General features: G+C 39.9%; 21 protein-coding genes. 8 read left to right on the top strand and 13 right to left on the bottom strand.

The window, feature by feature from the left end; translation table 11 throughout:
* Positions 1-172: 172 nt before the first annotated feature.
* Entirely contained in the window at positions 173-1,147 is a 975-nt protein-coding gene (locus J2Z32_RS09960; RefSeq protein ID WP_210089014.1) for a LacI family DNA-binding transcriptional regulator, read from the bottom strand.
* A 117-nt stretch (positions 1,148-1,264) separates the two neighbouring features.
* Here J2Z32_RS09960 and J2Z32_RS09955 point away from each other — a divergent pair, with 117 nt between their 5' ends.
* Positions 1,265-2,680 (top strand): glycoside hydrolase family 1 protein, encoded by a 1,416-nt coding sequence (locus J2Z32_RS09955; RefSeq protein ID WP_210089013.1) that lies wholly within the window; start codon positions 1,265-1,267, stop codon positions 2,678-2,680.
* Between the two features lie 144 nt (positions 2,681-2,824).
* Here the strand turns inward: J2Z32_RS09955 and J2Z32_RS09950 are convergent, their stop codons facing one another.
* From J2Z32_RS09950 to J2Z32_RS09940, 3 genes are all read right to left on the bottom strand, one after another.
* Positions 2,825-5,056, bottom strand: coding sequence for a carbohydrate-binding domain-containing protein (locus J2Z32_RS09950; RefSeq protein ID WP_210089012.1), 2,232 nt, complete (start codon positions 5,054-5,056; stop codon positions 2,825-2,827).
* A 72-nt stretch (positions 5,057-5,128) separates the two neighbouring features.
* Positions 5,129-5,809, bottom strand: coding sequence for a DUF4956 domain-containing protein (locus tag J2Z32_RS09945; protein ID WP_210089011.1), 681 nt, complete (start codon positions 5,807-5,809; stop codon positions 5,129-5,131).
* Positions 5,802-6,626 carry a polyphosphate polymerase domain-containing protein gene (locus J2Z32_RS09940; RefSeq protein WP_210089010.1) on the bottom strand — a complete coding sequence of 275 codons (825 nt, stop codon included), beginning with the start codon at positions 6,624-6,626 and terminating at the stop codon, positions 5,802-5,804. The genes J2Z32_RS09945 and J2Z32_RS09940 overlap by 8 nt, the downstream gene beginning before the upstream one ends.
* 270 nt (positions 6,627-6,896) lie before the next feature.
* Here J2Z32_RS09940 and J2Z32_RS09935 point away from each other — a divergent pair, with 270 nt between their 5' ends.
* The 3 genes from J2Z32_RS09935 (at position 6,897) to J2Z32_RS09925 (ending at position 10,153) form a co-directional block, all read left to right on the top strand.
* Entirely contained in the window at positions 6,897-7,574 is a 678-nt protein-coding gene (locus tag J2Z32_RS09935; RefSeq protein WP_210089009.1) for a response regulator transcription factor, read from the top strand.
* Complete coding sequence (locus J2Z32_RS09930; RefSeq protein WP_210089008.1) at positions 7,574-8,884, top strand: sensor histidine kinase; 1,311 nt, start codon at positions 7,574-7,576, stop codon at positions 8,882-8,884. Before J2Z32_RS09935 ends, J2Z32_RS09930 begins: the two co-directional genes overlap by 1 nt.
* A gap of 270 nt (positions 8,885-9,154) precedes the next feature.
* Entirely contained in the window at positions 9,155-10,153 is a 999-nt protein-coding gene (locus J2Z32_RS09925; protein ID WP_245251368.1) for a polysaccharide lyase family 1 protein, read from the top strand.
* A gap of 57 nt (positions 10,154-10,210) precedes the next feature.
* Here the strand turns inward: J2Z32_RS09925 and J2Z32_RS09920 are convergent, their stop codons facing one another.
* Entirely contained in the window at positions 10,211-10,711 is a 501-nt protein-coding gene (locus tag J2Z32_RS09920; RefSeq protein ID WP_210089007.1) for a GNAT family N-acetyltransferase, read from the bottom strand.
* 63 nt (positions 10,712-10,774) lie between these two features.
* On the bottom strand, positions 10,775-11,866 hold the full coding sequence (rlmN, locus tag J2Z32_RS09915) for a dual-specificity RNA methyltransferase RlmN (protein WP_210089006.1): 1,092 nt from the start codon (positions 11,864-11,866) through the stop codon (positions 10,775-10,777).
* 416 nt (positions 11,867-12,282) lie between these two features.
* Between rlmN and J2Z32_RS22710 the strand changes: the two genes are divergently transcribed.
* A complete protein-coding gene (locus tag J2Z32_RS22710) occupies positions 12,283-12,366 on the top strand; it encodes a putative holin-like toxin (RefSeq protein ID WP_425342994.1) in 84 nt (27 codons plus the stop codon).
* Between the two features lie 241 nt (positions 12,367-12,607).
* Positions 12,608-13,165: a GNAT family N-acetyltransferase gene (locus J2Z32_RS09910; protein ID WP_210089110.1), complete on the top strand. Its 558-nt coding sequence runs from the start codon at positions 12,608-12,610 to the stop codon at positions 13,163-13,165.
* 164 nt (positions 13,166-13,329) lie between these two features.
* Here the strand turns inward: J2Z32_RS09910 and J2Z32_RS09905 are convergent, their stop codons facing one another.
* Entirely contained in the window at positions 13,330-13,542 is a 213-nt protein-coding gene (locus J2Z32_RS09905; RefSeq protein WP_210089005.1) for a hypothetical protein, read from the bottom strand.
* Between the two features lie 122 nt (positions 13,543-13,664).
* Between J2Z32_RS09905 and J2Z32_RS09900 the strand changes: the two genes are divergently transcribed.
* Complete coding sequence (locus tag J2Z32_RS09900) at positions 13,665-14,342, top strand: hypothetical protein (RefSeq protein ID WP_210089004.1); 678 nt, start codon at positions 13,665-13,667, stop codon at positions 14,340-14,342.
* Positions 14,343-14,586: 244 nt separating this feature from the next.
* Here J2Z32_RS09900 and J2Z32_RS09895 read toward each other — a convergent pair whose 3' ends face one another.
* On the bottom strand, positions 14,587-15,174 hold the full coding sequence (locus J2Z32_RS09895) for an NAD(P)H-dependent oxidoreductase (RefSeq protein WP_210089003.1): 588 nt from the start codon (positions 15,172-15,174) through the stop codon (positions 14,587-14,589).
* A gap of 140 nt (positions 15,175-15,314) precedes the next feature.
* Here J2Z32_RS09895 and J2Z32_RS09890 point away from each other — a divergent pair, with 140 nt between their 5' ends.
* A complete protein-coding gene (locus J2Z32_RS09890; RefSeq protein WP_342453948.1) occupies positions 15,315-15,776 on the top strand; it encodes a MarR family winged helix-turn-helix transcriptional regulator in 462 nt (153 codons plus the stop codon).
* A gap of 43 nt (positions 15,777-15,819) precedes the next feature.
* Here the strand turns inward: J2Z32_RS09890 and J2Z32_RS09885 are convergent, their stop codons facing one another.
* From J2Z32_RS09885 to J2Z32_RS09865, 5 genes are all read right to left on the bottom strand, one after another.
* Entirely contained in the window at positions 15,820-16,428 is a 609-nt protein-coding gene (locus J2Z32_RS09885) for an RNA 2'-phosphotransferase (protein WP_210089001.1), read from the bottom strand.
* A 26-nt stretch (positions 16,429-16,454) separates the two neighbouring features.
* Complete coding sequence (locus J2Z32_RS09880) at positions 16,455-16,877, bottom strand: macro domain-containing protein (RefSeq protein WP_210089000.1); 423 nt, start codon at positions 16,875-16,877, stop codon at positions 16,455-16,457.
* A 108-nt stretch (positions 16,878-16,985) separates the two neighbouring features.
* A complete protein-coding gene (locus J2Z32_RS09875; RefSeq protein WP_210088999.1) occupies positions 16,986-17,834 on the bottom strand; it encodes a TIGR02452 family protein in 849 nt (282 codons plus the stop codon).
* A 14-nt stretch (positions 17,835-17,848) separates the two neighbouring features.
* Positions 17,849-18,400, bottom strand: a complete 552-nt coding sequence (locus J2Z32_RS09870; RefSeq protein WP_210088998.1) for a riboflavin biosynthesis intermediates N-glycosidase — start codon at positions 18,398-18,400, stop codon at positions 17,849-17,851.
* Positions 18,397-19,287 carry an NUDIX hydrolase gene (locus tag J2Z32_RS09865; RefSeq protein ID WP_210089109.1) on the bottom strand — a complete coding sequence of 297 codons (891 nt, stop codon included), beginning with the start codon at positions 19,285-19,287 and terminating at the stop codon, positions 18,397-18,399. Before J2Z32_RS09865 ends, J2Z32_RS09870 begins: the two co-directional genes overlap by 4 nt.
* Positions 19,288-19,514: the final 227 nt, after the last annotated feature.

Here is a 19,514-nt window from a genome sequence, read left to right as displayed (position 1 = left end):
GATGTAACACAAAAGAAAAACCTAATATTAGCTAGTATAAAAGGGACAGTATGTCTCCTCGAAAACGGGGCAACTGTCTCTTCTCTTTTTATTGCTCTATTTTCGCTCATTTTTCTGCCCTTTTTCTTGCTATTCTTCCCTCACATTCTCCGATCTTTAATCATCTCTCTCTTTAAGTCGTCTCCCTCTCCACTAACTTATAGCTTAACTTATGAAGTGGAATTGGCTCCTTCAGCAACCGCTGTGACAAAATAAAAAAGGCATTTTCTCCTTGTAGCTTGACCGGATTATCGATCGTAGTAATGCCAAGCGTTTTTGAAATCGCGGTGTTATCAAAGCCTACAATGGCTATCTCATTTGGTATAGAAATCCCTTCTCGATGTGCCTGTGTGAACATGCCTGCGGCTACATAATCATTGGCACATAAAATCGCATCTACGTGTTCAATTTTACCTGTCGACACTAAATCCACCATAACCTGCTCACCATCTGGAATATTGTGAATATCAGAATAATAAAAATCCGACATAACGGGCAAATTATACTGTTTCATCCAAGCTTCATACGCTCTACGTCTATTTAGTGTGTTGATACTGGCACTTCTACCAAAGGCGTTGGCGATCACTCGATAACCTTTTTGAAGCAGATGCTCCAAAGCAAGTGAATAACCTTCATATTGATCCATCGACACCCATTGAAGCTCAGGGTGATTCATGCGTTGCCATGACACGATGGGTCCAAATTTCAAATAAGTAGCGATTAGATCTGGGTTAATAGATGAATTAACAATGGCTAGTCCATCCACCCTTTTTTGTTTCAAATCATTAAAGGCCTGCAGCTCTTTTTTTTCGTCACCATATGTAATATAAATAATACTCTGAAACCCATATCGTTCTGCCGTCTTCACAAAGCTATTTAGGAATGGTAGCATGACCTCATTGATAACAGCGGTAATGACACCAATTTGCATCGTCCTACCTTTAGCTAAGGAGATCGCATTCCGATTTGGCACATAATCTAATTGCTTCATAATCTCTAAAATTTTATCTCTCGTTTGGGGATTAACATGGGGAGAGTTGTTCAGAACTCTAGATACAGTGGCTTTCGAATAACCGGATATTTTCGCAATTTGATCTAGACTCGCCATCCTGATCCTCCTTCTGGAATAAAAACTTGACATGTAACGCGTTACATCTATTACGATGCCATTAAAGGCTTATATTCATTAGTTTACCACATTTAAAAAATATAAAGGCGGGATAACATGAGCTTACAATTTCCAAAAAACTTTCTATGGGGCGGAGCTGTAGCGGCTAACCAATGTGAAGGGGCTTATCAAGAGGATGGTAAAGGCTGGTCTACACAAGATATTTCTCCACAAGGGATCGCCGGCCCCATTACAGACGTGCCTACCGAAGACAACATGAAATTAATTGGAATTGACTTTTATCATCGCTATAAAGAAGATGTGAAGTTGTTTGCAGAAATGGGCTTCAAAACATTCAGAACCTCAATCGCTTGGTCGCGTATTTTCCCTAAAGGGGACGAGCTAGAGCCAAACGAAAAGGGACTACAATTTTATGATGACCTTTTTGACGAATGTTTAAAATATGGCATTGAGCCACTTGTAACGATTTCTCACTATGAGACACCATTACATTTATCCAAAGAATATAACGGTTGGGTTAACCGTGATCTTGTTGGCTTCTATGAGCGGTATGTACGTACATTGTTTACGCGCTACAAAGGTAAAGTGAAATATTGGCTTACTTTCAATGAAATCAACTCCATTCTTGAGGCGCCATTTATGAGTGGTGGGATCTGGACTCCAAAAGAGGAATTAAGCAAACAAGACTTGTACCAAGCTTGTCACCATGAATTTGTAGCTAGTGCATTAGCGGTCAAAATCGGCCATGAAATTGATCCAGATGCTCAAATCGGTTGTATGGTGCTTAGCTTGCCTACGTATCCAATTACACCAAACCCAGATGACGTTATTGCAACAATGGAATATAACCATAAAAATGACTTCTTTGCCGATGTGCACGTTAGAGGCGAATATCCTGGATACATGAAGCGTTATTTCAAGGAAAATAACATCAGCATTCATTTTGAGCCAGGCGATGAGGAAATTTTGAAAAATACCGTTGATTTCATCTCATTTAGCTATTATGTAAGTATTTGTCAGGCTGCGGACTTAAGTAAATACAACAAAGGTGGCGGAAATATTTTTGCTGGCGTACCTAACCCGTACCTCGAAGCAAGTGAGTGGGGCTGGCAAATTGACCCGAAAGGTCTACGTTATGTGCTTAACTCCTTCTACGATCGTTACCAAAAACCATTGTTTATCGTTGAAAATGGACTTGGTGCAGTCGATGAGCTGATTACGAATGAAAAAGGCGAAAAAACGGTAGAGGATGACTATCGCATTCAGTATTTAAACGATCACCTTGTTCAGGTTGGTGAAGCGATTGCGGATGGTGTAGAAGTCATGGGTTACACGCCTTGGGGTTGTATCGACCTTGTTAGTGCTTCCACTGCACAGCTTAAGAAGCGTTATGGCTTCATCTACGTAGATCGTCATGATGACGGCTCAGGTACATTGGAAAGATACCGTAAAAAGTCATTCCACTGGTACAAAGAAGTAATTAGCACCAATGGAGGAAGCCTGAAGCGTTAAGACATGCTCGCAATGCACAAATTCTTTATATAAAAACAACTCGACCCAAGAAATTAACGTGTATCGTAGTTTCGAGGTCGAGTTGTTTTAATTTGTGCTGAATAAAGTTTCCTTATTTACATGTTCATTCTCTGCTTCATAAATTTATTTACCTGCCGAATTGCTCGTGTCTGTCTTGCTTGTTGTCCCTTGAGATGTGCCTGACTGCCGGCGATTGCGAGCACCATCGGCTCCACCTTGCCAACCACCACCAGGGCCACCCATACCAGATCGTGCTGTCGTTACACCTGACTCATTTACCCAAGTCACATTGCTTGTAGACTGGAAGGCAATGAATTGAGTCCCACCACTATACGTTCCGCCTGTATACAGTCCATTCACTTCTTCTCCTGTAGATGTCCCACCTGTATAAATAACATAAGAGCCATCCTTCGTAAGATTCGGGGAGCTAATAACTACATTTTGATAATTTTTAGCTGGTGCAAATGTCAAAATGTTATTCCCCTTGCTGTCTTGAACGTGAACCATTGTTCCTGCTTTTTGTATTTCAGGGAATGTCATAACAAGCGTATTTTGTGTTGAAGCATCTGATGTGCCCTGTGCCATGCCGGAGCTACCTGCTGCCACCAAATATCCGCCACTAATGACAAATGTCCCATCATAATCTAATGCACCGTTACCATTGCTTGTTGGGCCATTTACAATAACGGTTCCACCTGTCATCGTAATTGAGCCATTAGCATCTAGACCATCTCCGCCCGCATTCACGGTGAGAGACCCTCCATTAATGTGAAGCTCACTGTTGCTATCAGAATTACCAGGAAATCCGCCTGGGCCACGGTTTTGCTGTGTAGCATCTTCTTCACCTTTGGTAGCAGTGCTCGTTGTTGAAGTGGAGGCATTTACACCATCATCTGAGGAAGTCACATCAATTTCTCCGTCATTCAAGGTGATGAGTGCTCCTTCAAGTCCTTCATAACTTTTGGTGATTTTAATACTTCCACCATTAATAGTTAACGCTTGATCAGCATGTATCGCATCATCTCCAGACTGAATTGTGAAGGTCCCTCCATTCACTGTCACATCGCTGTTGCTATGCAAGGAATCGTCCATTGAATCAATCGTATATTTTCCACCATTTACAGTTAGGTTAGTTCCTGCTTTAAGTGCCTTTGCACTGATAGATTCTTCTTCTGTTGTTGCCCCTGCATTGTCTGCATCGACGTTCGAATCAGTCCCTACCATTGGGCTATTGTTAGAACTGTCACCATTAGGCATTTCCGGCTTATCGGCTGGGGGTTCTCCATCAGGTGGTGTACCCATATTGGATGGAGGTGTAGCACCATCCACTCGATTTCGAGGGCCGTCACCTCGACCTCCACCAAAGCCCATGCCTCCACCAGGGCCTTCCTCAACCTTTGCTGGTGCGTTTGCACTTCCGCCTGCGGTCACGATATTATATGTCCCCCCATCCATCACTAATGTAGTCTCTGCCTGAATACCATCGCTACCACTAACAATGTTGAAGGTTCCGTCTGCAATGGCAACAAAGCCTTTAGTTATATCCTTATCATTGCTAGATTTAATGCCGTCACCTACCGCATCAATGCTAATCGTTGCTCCCTGAATCGCAACCATGTCCTTACCTTTAATGCCGTCATCAGCTGCCTTGACAGTAATTGCACTACTTAAGATTTTCAGATCATCCTTGCTAGTAATCCCTTCATTATAGTTACCCGTAACGGTCAGCTGCCCTGCACCATTAAACGTAAGATCAGCCTTGCTGAAAATAGCCGCATCTGGCTCATCGGTGCTTTTATCTTCATATACATAGGTTTTTCCATCAGAAACGAAGTTCTTCGTTCCCTTTTCAAGGGTAATTACTGTCTTGCCTGCCTTTTGAATATAAATGCCTGCACTGTCATTATCATGAATACTTGCTCCATTTAACACGAGATGCACCAGACCTTTATCAGCAACGTTGACCACGATCTGACCATCTGTTAACTCGCCACTGAGCACATAAGTACCTGCTTTTGAGATCGTGACTGAACCATTATTAGTCTTCACGCCGGCAGTATCAGAGCCTGTAACGGCTGCTGTGCCGCCATTCAATTTGATCAGGGTTGAATCTGCTTCAGTCCAGCTTACGTTGGTATCATCTGCATCCAAAGAAACCAAATCTGCATATTTCACTAACGTTGACTGACTGTCAGATACTGTTTTAGATGAACCTGTTGTGGATACCGCAGCATTAGCGGCAGTGCTGGTGGCTGCTGGAGCATTGCATGCTGCGAGCAAGCTGGTAATCATGGTAATGGACCAAATCTTACTACTTGTAATCATATTTTTGCGCTTCGTTATATTTTTCTTCATTCCTATCATTCCTCTCCATTCATAATGGGTTAATCAAGCTATTAAGTCATCAATCAAGTCAAGCTTCGAGACTTAATATTCTGTAGATGGGCTCATGGTTAACGAAATATCGAGATTACCATTACGGGTACGAATCGTATCTAAAAATTGCTTCTGATTCACATTTTCATTAATTGTCACAATATAAACTAGTTCATACAAACTCCCAAGCTCCGTGGTTCTAATCTTTTTGAGCTCAAACGGGACATTAAATTTATAAAACACTTCGTTTAGCGCTTCTTCATAGCTTAAATTTTCAGGAATTGTTACTTTTAATGTCTTTTGTAGACTCTTTTTTGCACCAAAATTAAAACGGCTTAATAAAAACATCATAATACACAGGATAAGCGTGAACATAACCGAATAACCAAAGGCACCTACACCACATGCCAAGCCAGATGCCATCGTGAACAAAACGTAAGCAATATCCTTCGGATCACCAGGTGCACTGCGGAAACGAATGATAGAGAAAGCTCCGGCCAAGCTGAATGCCCTAGCAATATTACTTCCAATTAGTAGAATGATGATGGCAACAATAACTGGTAGTACAACCATCGTTAAAGTGAAGCTTTGAGAATATGTGGTCTGATTGGTTCTCATATAGGTAAAACTAATAATAAGTCCAAGCAAAATGGCGATTCCGATAGTAATCACTGCACTACTAAAATTTAATGTTGTTCCGTCTAGTGCGGAGCTAAAAATTGAATCAAGCATAAAGTACACGCTCTCTTTCTTTGATTGTTTTTTCTTGTTCCAAAACTGGATTGAAATCTGTAGCTGACTCTGACTCCAGCTCCGTTCCGTTCTGGTAGTTAAGATTATTTCTTTTGACTAAATATCTGAACTCATTTCCATATTTGGAGAAGCCTATTCGATAAAGCCCGTGTTTACTAAGCAGTTGGGACAACCAGAAGGGAACCGTTTTCTCAGCTTTGACTTCCATGAGCCAGCGACCATCCTTCACCAATGGCTCGCCATAATCGCCTTGCTCTAGCTTCAGATCATACCTGCGACTACGGATATTGGTATCAAAGGTAATACGGAGATCACGACTGTTCTTATCAAACAATGCCTTGCGTTCATAGGCTAGATACACCTTAGGTTCTAAATCATAAATTTGAAGAAAGTATTTAATCTCTTCCAGAACCTGTTTATTCATATAATTTGCAAAGTCCGGCATCTCTCCAGAAGAAACAAATTCATAAGCTTCGTCTAGCTTCAAGGCTGTCCTACGTTTATTTACGAGACCAAAAACCTTCTTTTTTATCTCCAGGTACACTTTGGCATTTTCTTCAGGTACGCCATAGGCTCTTAATCTGAGCTTTTCTTTGTATTTCGGTTTGGAGAGGCTGGCTCGAATCAGTGAATCATGTGGTGTGTCAAAGTATAGGTTACTGATGGAGTAGTATTCATGTGTTTTGTTGTACGCATCTAGCTCCATGTATTTTAGTAGGTCATTATAGAAGTAGGCGTATTGCTCATCCGTCAGCAGGTATTTGCTCTCATACCGGTTAAATACTTCAATTGCCATAATGGTTCATCCTTTCGGGTAAGATTTGTATGTTTTCATTCATCGTGTAGTGCCTTCATGTATGTATCTTAGAGGAACAACCTTGAATGAACCTTAAATCGTTTTACATTGCGTTAACAATTCCTTACCTTCATCTAATAATCTGCATTTGCAAGTTGTTAAGGTTGATTCAAGGTTTTATTGGTAAAATAAAAACATCCAAACCAACTGAATGTAACAAGCGTGTAGTTTTAAAGATATAAATAAATCAAGCAGAGGAATGGTTGAATCATGAGAATATTAATTGCAGAAGATGAGGTTCATTTAGCTGAGGCGGTATCGCAGATTTTGAAAAAAAACAACTATTCTGTGGACGTAGTCCACGATGGCAGATCAGGGCTTGATTATGCACTGAGCGGCATCTATGATCTGTTATTATTGGATATTATGATGCCAGAAATGGATGGCATTAACGTGCTAAAGACATTACGCAGTGAAGGAAACCATACACCAGTCATTCTGCTTACAGCCAAAGGGGATTTGTCAGACAAGGTATCCGGCCTGGATTATGGAGCCGATGATTATATTGCAAAGCCATTTGCTACAGAAGAACTGCTTGCCCGCATTCGGGCAGCTTTGAGACGTAAAGGAGAGGTTATCCCCGAGGATAGCTTGAGGTATGGAGATATTGAACTAAATACGACCCAGTTAAAGCTGAGTGTGCAGGATAAGGAGATTAAACTCAATTTGAAGGAGAATGAGCTGCTAGAGCTACTGATTATGCGTAAACAGGCGATCACTTCTAAAGAGCAGATTATTGAGAAGCTGTGGGGATTCGACTCGGAAGTGGAATATAACAACGTCGAGGTCTATATTTCCTTTTTGCGAAAAAAACTAACCTTCCTGAATTCATCTGTTCGCATCAACACAATTCGAGGCGTGGGGTATGTACTTGAGGTGATGAGTTAATGTTTAAAAAACTTCGTAATCGGTTTCTGATTGTTAATTTGATGTCAATCTCATTTATGATGATCGTTGCTTTTATAACGATTTACGTCATTACGTATCAGAATGTGCAACGTGAAACGAACTTGGAGCTTTATAAAGCGTCGGATTTCTATCATGGTCCATACCAATCTCTACCTTCTACAACAGGTAAAAGTGAGAGCAGTGGTAATGGCGGTAATGATTTCAAACAAAATCGGGGGCCAGGGGGAGATCTCGGTTCTCCACCAGCCCGCTCTGTTTCTTTTATGATTCAAACGGATAATCAAGGGAATATCACGGACACCCATTCGCGGTTTAACATGGAAAACACCTTTTATAACGAAGCATTACAAAAAGTAGATCGTAGTAATCTTGCCAAAGGAGAGCGGCAGAGAGGCCAGTTTTCTTTGGATGGCACGGACTGGGCGTATATTATTGATGCAAGCACTGAGGGACCCATGATTGTATTTATGGATGTGACGGCACAACAGGGTATTTTGACGAATTTAATCTACACCTTTGCGGTCGTTGGGCTCATTATGCTTATTGTGATCTATTTCCTAAGTCGCTATTTCGCCAATCGCTCAATTGCGCCTGTTCGGGAAGCATTTGAGAAGCAGAAGCAATTTATTGCAGATGCGTCACATGAACTCAAAACGCCGTTGACTATCATTAATACCAATACAGATGTTCTTCTGGCGAATCAGGAGGATACCATTGAAAATCAAGCTAAATGGCTACACTATATCAAATCGGAAGCCGAGCGAATGTCTAGACTAACCAATGATTTATTGTATCTAACTCAGATGGATGACTCCCATTCCATGCCAATGCATACCAAATTTAATATGAGTGATGCAGTAGAAAGCATTATTTTGCCGATGGAGGCTGTTATTTTTGAGAAAGACATTTCTCTCGATTACAATATTGAACCTGATTTAAGCGTTCATGGAAACCGTGAGCAAATTCAACAGGTTATTTTAATCCTACTAGATAATGCTGTAAAATACTCTGGAACGAAGGGAGCTGTAACCGTTACGCTTCAGAAGCTAAATTACGATGTAATACTAACCATCTCCAATACGGGGGAAGGCATTGCACCGGAGCATCTGGATCGTGTTTTTGACCGGTTTTATCGGACTGATTCCTCCAGAGCACGCATAAATGGCGGGCACGGTCTGGGCCTAGCAATTGCACGTTCAATCGTGGAGCAACATAAAGGAGAAATTTATGCGAAAAGTTCAGTGGGTGAAGGCGCTTCATTTTATGTGCGGTTATTAGGAGCAAGGTAACCTCATATATTGTATAAATTCCTACACATAAGCTAACTTCTCATAAAGAACCTATGCAGAATCTATCAAACAACCTGCATAGGTTTTTTTATAATCTATTTATGGAATTATATTGAAATAAAGCGTATTTAATGTATAATATAGTAAAAATTATTTTTTTTATTTTATGAATTGATTCACTAGAAAGGATATAAAAAAACTTTGAAGGAAGTGATGATTTTGAGAAAGGTCCATCCAACCAAATTGATCTCTCTAACCATCGTATTCATCATGTTAATCTTATCTACTCCATATGCGCAAGGAGCAGCTAATTTCCCAAACACATCCTCGACAGGACTTACTGGGTTTGCTGGGAATGCTAAAAATGAATTCGGAGTTTCCAAAGGAGCCGTAACAGGAGGAAAAAATGGTTCTATCATTTATATTTCAACACTAGATAAATTAAAACAACATTTACCAGACTCTAGCCCCAAAATTTTAGTCATTGAGAAAAATATCAGCTCTAATTCTCTAGTTAAAATAAATATTGGAGCAAATAAAACCCTAGTAGGCTCTTATGCCAATCATACTTTAAAAAATATTAACCTCAGAACAACGGGCGCCTCAAACAATGTTATTTTCCAAAACTTAACGTTCGAGCATAGTCCAAACATAAACCAAAACGATGATATACAGTTATATCTTACTTCTGGCTCTAACTATTGGATTGACCACGTTACCTTTGCAGGACATAGTTATAATCCGAATGGAGGCGATCTGGACAAACTGTTGTACATTGGACAAAGTGCGGACTACATCACTATAAGCAACTCTAAATTTATGAATCATCGTTATGGACTTATTCTTGGATATCCTGATGACTCACAACAACAATACAATGGACTCCCACATATTACACTGGCAAATAATTATTTCGAGAATGTATATACTCGTGCTCCTGGGCTAATGAGATATGGTTATTTCCACATTAAAAACAATTATATTAATAACTTCAACTTAGGATTTACAATTGCAACCCAAGCGAAAATCTATTCTGAAAACAACTATTTTGGTGCAGGTAGTGAAAAGGGCGGTATACTTGATGATAAAGGCACTGGCTTCTTCAAGGATGTTGGTAGCTTCCCGCAGATTAAAAATAAAACTTCACCATCTACAAATTGGAATCCAAAAAATAATTACTCCTATGAGGTAAGAACTCCTGAATATATCAAGGAATTCGTCACTAAATATGCAGGCTCATCCAATACCACGCTTGTTTTTGGTAAATAAAAACGATAATAGCCCATGCATGGCGATATCTCTATCCATGCATGGGCTATTTATAGTTCATACAGACAAGAAGTAATTATAAAACTCATCATCCCGCACATAACCCAACTTCTCATAAAGAGCTTGTGCCTGCTTATTAGTTGGCGCTGTAGACAACGCAATGCCTTTAGCATTTGTCATCATGGCAAAGCGTTTAGCTTGCTCTAACAACTGCTCGGCAATCCCTTGCTTTCTGTGTTCCTCAGCTACATACAGATCATTTAAAATCCATGAACGTTGCATAGAAATTGAGGAAAAGGTCGGGTAAAGCTGTGTAAAGCCTACAATGTTCGCGTTCATGCTCACATTTATATTTGCATCTGTATTGGCATCTTCATTTTCATTCTCTTTAGCAACTAAAATGACAGACTCCGCATGATTAAAGCGATCCAGCAAAAATTGCTTCGCTCCTTCTACATTGGAAGGTTGTCCATAAAATACACGATATTGATCAAATAGAACTGCTAGTTGTGGAACATCATGAATCGTTGCTTGCTCTAATGAATAGGTTGCCTTCATATCCTCGTTGCCTCCCTGTCCCTCACATTCTTTACTTCTCGTATCCTCCTACTTCTATGGAGACTACACGATTTTTTCCTGAACCTTACCTTCCCGCTTCATCTGCTTACTTCGAAGCTGACCACAAGCGGCATCGATATCTGTACCATGCTCCTGACGGATGGTGCAGTTAATGCCATGCTTTTTCAAAATATCATAAAAGCCAAGCACATCATTTTTAAGACTACGACCATATTGAATATGTTCATCTACTGGATTATACGGTATCAGATTGACGCTAGAAACATCCTTACGGCTCATCATAAGCTCCGCTAGCTCCTTGGCATGCTCAGGCTGATCATTTACACCTTGTAGCAAAATATATTCAAAAGCAACTCGCTGATTCGTAACCTCACAGAAATAATCCACTGACTCCATTAGCTTCTCTAATGGGAACGCAGCATTAATTTTCATGATCGAGGTACGAAGCTCATTGTTGGGTGCATGTAATGAAATCGCTAAATTAACCCTTAAATTTTCATCGGCAAATGCCTTAATTTTAGGGGCAAGCCCACTCGTAGACACCGTAATCCGACGTGAACCAATGGCAAGGCCTTTGTGATCCTTAATTATGTTGAGGAAATTAATTAGATGTTCATAGTTATCAAATGGCTCACCGATACCCATCACTACAAGATGAGTTACCTTCTCCCCTTGGCCACGGTCATCTAAAAATTGCTGCACACGAATGACTTGCTCTACAATTTCACCACTCGTTAAATTACGGATTTTGCTTAATAGTCCACTCGCACAAAAGCTACAGCCGATGTTACAGCCCACCTGAGTCGTAACGCAGACAGATAACCCATATTTTTGACGCATAAGCACCGTTTCGATTAAGTGCCCGTCATGTAAACGGAATAAAAACTTAACCGTACCATCAGCCGACTCCTGTTTCACATGCTCTTCGAGCGTGGTCATTTCAAATTGCTCCTGTAACAAAGAAACATACGCTACCGCAGCTTTGCTCTCTTGCTCCATATCACTAAATTGATGCACACGATCACGATATAATTGAGTCCATAATGTATTTGCACGAGATGGCTTGAAGTTTTGCTTCAACGTCCATTCTTTCATTTGCTCTAATGTTAATCCATAGATGGATTGCTTGTTCATGGTTGGTCTCCTTTATTCCTAACTTCTTACTTCACTCGGCTATAAAAAGGGGGATTGCTCTAATAATTAGTGCTTGTACGTCTAACAGAATTAGCGGAGGGGCAGAGAGATTCTGGAGAAGTGATAGCGTTCGTATTTAAAACTTGATTCCTACAGCTATCTTTATTTAAATAAAGGAATATGGTTTTAACAACGATCGTAAGAACTCTCTGCACCGTAGCCAACTTCGCTAGCTAACAAGTGCGAATTATTTAATTTCCCTTTTAATTAAAATCTAATATTTTAAGTATACCCTAACTAAAGTCAGATGCGAATACGGATAAAATGAATACATAATATGGTATAATTATCCTTACACAATAGAATAGGCATGATAGGGCGGTCAGCTAAATCCTCCAGGAAAGGGGGACGATGCCATGGAAGTATACCAAGCTTTGACGCTAATGATTTCATTTGCGACATTAGTTGTACTTATACTTTCTTTCCATAATAAAAAATAGACCGCCCCTCACAAGGTAATGGTCTATTTTTTATTAGATTCAACCTTTATAGCCCCGCCCTTAAAAGCGGCTATTATGCAAGGGTGCCGTGTTAGAGCACGGCCCCTTATTTCTATCTTTATTATATTTCTTTTGAAATATACGTGCAACCTGTGTGTTATAAATAGGACTCTTATTGATATTGGATCACAGATCACTGATAGCTCTAAAAATGAAAGAAATTAGAAAGCAGGCGAACTCCATGCCCGATCTTATTTTAATAGGTGAAAAAGTAAAGCTACGACCCCCACTCGCAACTGACCTCCCTCAACTTTACAGTTACATCTACGGTACCGCACATCCCGAATGGCGCCAATTTGATGCTCCTTATTTTCCATTAGAAATTATTACAGAGTCCCAATTTGCCGAAAAAATGCAAAAGCATATTGATCTTAAGGACGTTAAGGACATAGCTCAGGTGCTCGTTATTGAAGCTGATAACAAGGTGATTGGTGAGGTTTCTTTTTATTGGGAGGAAAAATCGACACGTTGGCTGGAAATGGGGATTGATATTTATGATACTCAATATTGGAATGGCGGATATGGAACAGAAGCCTTAAAGCTATGGATTAGCTACTTGTTCCAGCATCTAGACATCGCTCGTGTAGGCTTAACCACATGGTCAGGCAACCCAAGAATGATCCACTGTGCGGAAAAGCTAGGCATGCAGATGGAGGGACGGATGCGTAAATGCCGTTATTATAAAGGGGTATATTATGATTCCATTCGTATGGGGTTGTTGCGTGAGGAATGGGAGTAATTACCTCCACGAGAAATAAGACTAAGATATTTTTAACCAACTGCACAAAATTAAACCTACATGTGATTCAGGGTTCTGATGATTGTATTTATGTAATCAGAACCCCAATCCTAGTAAAATACAGTGAGTAAAAAAAGTCTAGAAAAGATGATAACTGCAACTTTCTATTGATCTTTTTTCTTAATAAATTTCATTACTGTATTCACTAAGAGCAAACAAGCAATAACTCCTAATAAAAGGTTCGTCATGTTCAAGGCACTAACTAAATTACTAACTTCCACCTTTACGTCATAAACTGCATTCCCAGTTTTGTCTGCAATTTTTCTAATAGCTGAAGAAAAATCATTAAAATACTGATGTAATTCTGAAAAATCCATTTGTAAGATACCTCGCTTTTAAATAAAATTTTTATATTATTCCTATATTTGACATTTTAGAGATGTTAATCTACTATAGATTATAGTATCATAATTTACTAAATATTAGGAGGTATTTCGAAGTGAATTTTAAAAAATCTTTTATGTTACTGCTAACTTTTTGTCTCTCTATTATTCTAGTTGCACCTTTGGCGTCTGCAAATAATCTTGATTCCTCTGATTCTCAAAATGTTAAGTTAAAAATGACTTATATCAAAGTTCCAAATTCCAAAAATGTTGATATAAAGAGGACAGAGGACAGCAATTCTACTAAAGTTGAGATTTTTGATAAAGAGACTGGTGTACTTCTAGATACGTATGGTGAAACTGTTGAGCCTGTAATTCAAAAGGGTTTTAATTTACAAGCAGGCAATTATAGAATAGTAACCACTACCAAAGATACGAAAATAGGTCCTGGTACTGTGAGAATGACAGTTAAAATGAATGTTTACAGTTCTGGTTCATTCAGACAAATAAATTCAGTTGAAAGTAAGACTATGGCCGCGATTACCTCAGGAGCATTTACGCTTGAAGACGATGATGTTGTTGCAATCTCTACTACAGGTTCCTTCCCAACTCATGAAATTACAGCAAATGGATCCGGAGTACTAACATTTAAAGGTACAAAATCTTCTTCTGCAGGATTTTCATTTGAAATTTTTAAAGGTTTTGGTTTTGATATGAGTGGAAGTTCATCATCTGATTGGTATGCTCGCAAGTACTTTGAAATGGGACTTACTTATAACTTATACCCATACTAAAATATTTTCATAACTATTATAAGTAGAACTCTAGTAAAAAATTTAGAGGATTTTCGTCATTGTAATAACCTTTTTGACGTATCCTCTTTTTTCTTTAAAAATTTGAGCACAACTCAAGTTCTATTGTCTGAATATTTTTTTTAAATAATATACTTATTCATTCCTTAAAAGTTCTAATTACATTCATGTATATAAAAATTTCCAGCATAATATTACTTTAATCCTTACTCTTATTTAAATTCTTCTATCCCTTCACCCCCGCAAAATACCGCTGCACCTTCTCCAGCTTCTGCGCCTGTTTCCCTTTTCGACTTTCCATATTACCAAGCTCAAAAAACTTCACTTTTTTTATTCCAACGAAATTAAATAACGCCGTTTTCATTAATTTTTTATGAGCATTGTTATGCAAGAGTAACGGGTAATGCGTAGGTCCCTTCATGGTAGATACACAAACCACGGATTTGCCCTTTAGCAAGCCCTCTGTCAACCAACCACCTTTATCTCGATAAGCGAAATTGGATGCAAACATACGATCAATATAACCCATCAGCATCGCAGGCGGACGCCCCCACCAGATTGGATAAATAAATACGATTTGATCTGCCCACAGCAGCTGTTCTCTATATTTTGCTAACTCAGGTACAAGATGCATATCCCGTCTACGTAATTCCTTATTATGCACAAGGACAGGATCAAAGCCCTCTTCATATAAATCTAATACTTGTGTTTCCTTTACCTGTGGATTTTGCTTATAACCCTCTAGTACCTTCTGCAAAAAAGCGTAATTCAGGCTCTCGTGATTGGGATGTGTATATACAATTAATGTGTTCATGCTCCACCTCTTTTAAGTTTGCTTATATATAGTTATCTTTTGATAACAAAATCCTATCATGTTACTATTTATATGTCAAATGATAATTGTTTTATGACAATTGTATTATGATAATTAATTTGTTATCGTACTTGAAAGAGGTGAATATTTTGGACAAAAGTGTATTATTTCAAAAGCTACTACTGTTTACATCTGATGTAATTAAAACTTCACAAAATCTAAGTAAAAATGTAAAGTCAGACGACGTTACTCCTGTGCAATACCGCATTTTGGAGCAGCTTGCTGTGAGTAAACCCCTTACACTAAGCCAAATTAGTGAATGTCAACATATATCAATGCCCAATACGAGTCGGGAAATAAAAAAACTCATGGAGAAGCAGCTATGCCTAAAGCATGACTCTCCCGATGATCGTCGTAAACAGTATATAAGCCTCTCCCCTGAGGGAGAAGCCATGATGAAGCATACCTTTTCAATTGTTGAAACTCGCTTTAACGAGCTAATTAAGGATATTCCTATAACCGATCTACTGCAGATCGAAGCTGCGATCGATATATTACAACAGAAGGTTTTTAATATAGGTGCACAGCAGGAAGTGAAGTGAATAGCAGCCAAGTGAATTAGCTTCGCTTGGTCGTTATTGCAAATTATTTCTTTTCAAAAGCTGTCGACGTCACATATTGCCAAGGGACATGATCACACAACCATACACCATTAGCTGAGCGATAAAATACAAAACCTTGCTCATGCATAGCTAACGCATTAATCGTCAAAATTGCCGGCTTCCCATGCCGACTGCCAACGCGATGTGCTGTATCTACATCTGCACTTAGATGAACGTGTTGTCTCGTTCCCTTTACAATTCCCTTTGCTTTGATGCTATCTACAGCATGGGATGCTGTGCCATGGTACAAGACGTTAGGAGGTACCTGCTGCTCCAGCTCCATGTCTACAGACAAGGAATGACCTTGATTGGCACGTATTTTTGTCCCATCTTCATTAAAGCTATATCGTTGTTTGTTGTTTTCCCTTACAATGCGCTCTAATCTATCTCTGTCTATTTTCCAGCCAGCTCGATTCACACCTGAGAGCAATTGCTCTATATCTGCATATCCCTGCTGATCTAGTTTAATTTTTGCTGCAGCAGGATTATGACGTAATACTAGACTTAGAAAACGGCCTAGCTTTACATCCTCCTTGCTTTGTTGGGGTTCATTTCGTTCATTCCCCTGTAATCCGTAATTAAAATGATTCATGTCTACCTCCTCTTACAACGATCCTATTACAGCGAAAATACAACAATTTCAATTTCAGTATTTTCAAAGGTTTGCGCAATAATCGCCTTCACCTTATCCCACTTCAGCCGATCTAACCCACAGCCGATTTGTGGCATCCCTATTTTGCTAATCCCCTGCTCTAAGCAAACGTCCCGCAGTGAAGCCACTGCCGCAGTTAAAGTCCCATAAGTTGGTTTATGCCAATACTTCGCTTTGGTTACGAGATTTAGTGTTCTCCCGACGGGGTAACATACCCCAATTTCTAAAGGGTGGCTCGCCGCTTGTGCCTGTAAGGCACTTAGGTCAAAACGTTTCGTAAATTGTACTGCAATCCCCGCCCCCATCTTGGCATCTGCGGAGATACTATGTGCAAGCTTGTACTCATCACCAATTTCAAATAAATCTCCTTGAAGCTCTGTAAAAATCATAATGTCCTCCCCTAGTCGTTCCACAAATCTTTAGGTCTTCATAAAAAGACTAACCATTCAAATGGATAAGGCTACAGATAAGACCACAACTAGCCTTTATAGCAAAGGTTATTGAGTTGGAAACGTATTTTCAAACGCCTCAATACAAGCTTGATCCTTGGAGCGATCTAACACGGCATAAATAATTTCATCAAAGAAGCATCCATAACCTTCGTCTTCAATTAGCTCCTTCCACCACTGAGCCACTTTAACTGGATCGTTACGGAATACTCCACAGCCATACGCACCAAGCACTAAAGTCCGATGTCCATGCTTCGCAAATAGAGCAAGGGATAAAGCCATTCGTTCCTTCATGACAATCTCCGCTTGGTCCTTATCCTCCCCTTTGAGAATAACTTGACCATAGTTAACCGCAGGTAATGTTAAGACCGAAGCAAATACAGGATTAGCCAACAGCTCGAATTTACCATCTCTAAAAAAAACAACATCAGGGGAATAGATCGCATGATGGGTATACATCATCGATTTACAGGCACGATTCGCCTCATAATATCTAGGCTGGCGTAGCTGTGTTCCATACAGTCCACTAGAGGCGGAAAGACTTTCCTCTTGTGCCATTGCCCCATTAAGGAAGCCACCACCTGGGTTTTTTGCACTAGCAAAATTAAGCACGCCGATGTTCTCAATTCCTGCTTGATACAGCTCCTTAATAACCTCCACAGCCGCCTGATTCACGACATGCTGTTTGGGTGCATGATTTGCTTTATTTGCTTGATTCGCTTGCGCCTTAGCTTCATATATTTCTAATACCTGATGTGCTTCATCGGGTGTTATTAGTATGCAATGATCTTCTGCCTGTTGCTGAACCTCCGCAATACTAATTTTGCGGTCTCCATATAGATAATACCCTTGTTCAATAATATTAACGGTGTCCTTCGCAATCCCTTTGCGTTTCATATTAAATCCACTCCTTATCGTTTAAGCAACTGATCTCGTACCTCTGTTAAAGCGAAGCCAAGTAAGTTTTTACCACGCCATTTCATTGGGTTTTCTGCATCTGGGTTAGACTTGCCCATCCCAATTCCCCATATCCGGTCACGTGGACTAGCTTCAACTAAAATGCGATTTTTAGTTGTTTTCATAAAATTCCATAGCGATTCATTTTGCGAAAATTTCGCCAGATTTCCTTCCCTTACAATGTCATAACATTTGCTACTCCAAACCTCCGGATCAAATCCTCTTACCGCTCGGCCAAACGCCTTCATTTCCTTCGGGTGCTTCGATTTCATAATCGCCGCTAACATCTCTTCATCACCAAATAAACGCGCCTTTTCTGCCATCATATATTGCTCTGTGCACGTGTACACCACCCCATTTACTTCAAAAGAGCAGTGCCACCACTGACTAAAACAGCTCTGATTAACCACACCATCCGCAGGTGGCGTATGACCCCAAAAAAACAAATATTTAAACTTTTCCCCAGCCTGATGGGCTTGACGTAAAGCCTCTAAACTATAAATCATGTCATCATCTCCCAATTTCTCCGATATAGGCGAGAAGGTCTATGCCCTGCATTTTCCGTATAATGATCGCTTTCCATTACTAGATGCGCCACCTTACGGCGAAATGCCGCCTTTAACAATTCCTTACCTAAAATGACTTCATACACCTGCTGGAGTGCAGTAAGCGTAAATAGCTGTGGCATTAAATGAAGGGCTATCCCTGTATACTCCACCTTACCTCTTAAGCGTTCCATCGCCGCACCTATAATTTTTGCATGATCAAAAGCTAAGCCGTTATTGGAAAGGATATTGTACTCTGTATGTGTCGCTGATTCTGTGAGCGTCATTTTGCGTTCCACTAGGGCTGTAAGGGTATCCCTCTCTGAAGTTAATATCAGCTCGTAATGCCATGAACGAATAACACCACTTTCCAATATCTCCTTCTGCTCTCTGATTAGGCGATAAGATAGTGTAAACCATGCTGCATGATCCGCATCATCTCCCGCCTGAAGCTCAACTTGACTGCTATCAATTAAAGCCATATACGAACAACTCATCACCCATGTTCGAGGATCACGATGAGGTTCACTAAACGTATAAAGCTGTTCTAAATAAACATGGTCTACCCCTGTTTCCTCTCGTAGTTCACGCACCGCCGCCTGCTCTGTTGTCTCGTTGGGACGGACAAACCCACCTGGTAACGCCCATTTCCCTAAGTATGGGTGTCCTCCCCGCTGGATCAATAACACACGTAGTGCCTTCTCAGGCAACTTCCGATAATTGTCCTTCTCGGTATCCATCACCGTAAAAATAACCATATCTGTAGCTACGGAAGGCCGTTCATAATCTCCGACATCATATTGTGCCAGAAATTGTGATTCGGTTAATCCATTACGATCTCGAATCATTCCTTCTTCATTTTGGAGCATCGCTTCTTCATCTGGGAGCATTCCCTTTTGATCTCGGATCTCCCTTTCCTCATCGCGTTTCATACCCTCACTCACCACTTTACTTATATTTAATCGATATTTGCCTATCTGTTAGTATTTATTTGTTAGCAAAATTGTCTTAGTATCCATTTGTTAATATCTAATTGTTACTAACAAAATAAATGTTTTGATAAATGATGTCAAGG

The sequence above is a fragment of the Paenibacillus turicensis genome (assembly GCF_017873435.1).
GTDB classification, from domain to species: Bacteria; Bacillota; Bacilli; order Paenibacillales; family Paenibacillaceae; genus Fontibacillus; species Fontibacillus turicensis.
The sequence above is the reverse complement of the archived record's forward strand: the minus strand, read 5'-3'. Positions and strand labels throughout refer to the sequence as shown.

Coding starts and splice junctions, on each gene's coding strand:
- J2Z32_RS09885 (WP_210089001.1), bottom strand. CDS start 16,428: ATGAATCATTTTAATTACGGATTACAGGGGAATGAACGAAATGAACCC.
- J2Z32_RS09870 (WP_210088998.1), bottom strand. CDS start 18,400: ATGATTTATAGTTTAGAGGCTTTACGTCAAGCCCATCAGGCTGGGGAA.
- J2Z32_RS09910 (WP_210089110.1), top strand. CDS start 12,608: ATGCCCGATCTTATTTTAATAGGTGAAAAAGTAAAGCTACGACCCCCA.
- J2Z32_RS09880 (WP_210089000.1), bottom strand. CDS start 16,877: ATGATTTTTACAGAGCTTCAAGGAGATTTATTTGAAATTGGTGATGAG.
- J2Z32_RS09905 (WP_210089005.1), bottom strand. CDS start 13,542: ATGGATTTTTCAGAATTACATCAGTATTTTAATGATTTTTCTTCAGCT.
- J2Z32_RS09935 (WP_210089009.1), top strand. CDS start 6,897: ATGAGAATATTAATTGCAGAAGATGAGGTTCATTTAGCTGAGGCGGTA.
- rlmN (WP_210089006.1), bottom strand. CDS start 11,866: ATGAACAAGCAATCCATCTATGGATTAACATTAGAGCAAATGAAAGAA.
- J2Z32_RS09925 (WP_245251368.1), top strand. CDS start 9,155: ATGTTAATCTTATCTACTCCATATGCGCAAGGAGCAGCTAATTTCCCA.
- J2Z32_RS09875 (WP_210088999.1), bottom strand. CDS start 17,834: ATGAAACGCAAAGGGATTGCGAAGGACACCGTTAATATTATTGAACAA.
- J2Z32_RS09865 (WP_210089109.1), bottom strand. CDS start 19,287: ATGATTCGAGATCGTAATGGATTAACCGAATCACAATTTCTGGCACAA.
- J2Z32_RS09945 (WP_210089011.1), bottom strand. CDS start 5,809: ATGCTTGATTCAATTTTTAGCTCCGCACTAGACGGAACAACATTAAAT.
- J2Z32_RS22710 (WP_425342994.1), top strand. CDS start 12,283: ATGGAAGTATACCAAGCTTTGACGCTAATGATTTCATTTGCGACATTA.
- J2Z32_RS09950 (WP_210089012.1), bottom strand. CDS start 5,056: ATGAAGAAAAATATAACGAAGCGCAAAAATATGATTACAAGTAGTAAG.
- J2Z32_RS09895 (WP_210089003.1), bottom strand. CDS start 15,174: ATGAACACATTAATTGTATATACACATCCCAATCACGAGAGCCTGAAT.
- J2Z32_RS09920 (WP_210089007.1), bottom strand. CDS start 10,711: ATGAAGGCAACCTATTCATTAGAGCAAGCAACGATTCATGATGTTCCA.
- J2Z32_RS09930 (WP_210089008.1), top strand. CDS start 7,574: ATGTTTAAAAAACTTCGTAATCGGTTTCTGATTGTTAATTTGATGTCA.
- J2Z32_RS09960 (WP_210089014.1), bottom strand. CDS start 1,147: ATGGCGAGTCTAGATCAAATTGCGAAAATATCCGGTTATTCGAAAGCC.
- J2Z32_RS09940 (WP_210089010.1), bottom strand. CDS start 6,626: ATGGCAATTGAAGTATTTAACCGGTATGAGAGCAAATACCTGCTGACG.
- J2Z32_RS09955 (WP_210089013.1), top strand. CDS start 1,265: ATGAGCTTACAATTTCCAAAAAACTTTCTATGGGGCGGAGCTGTAGCG.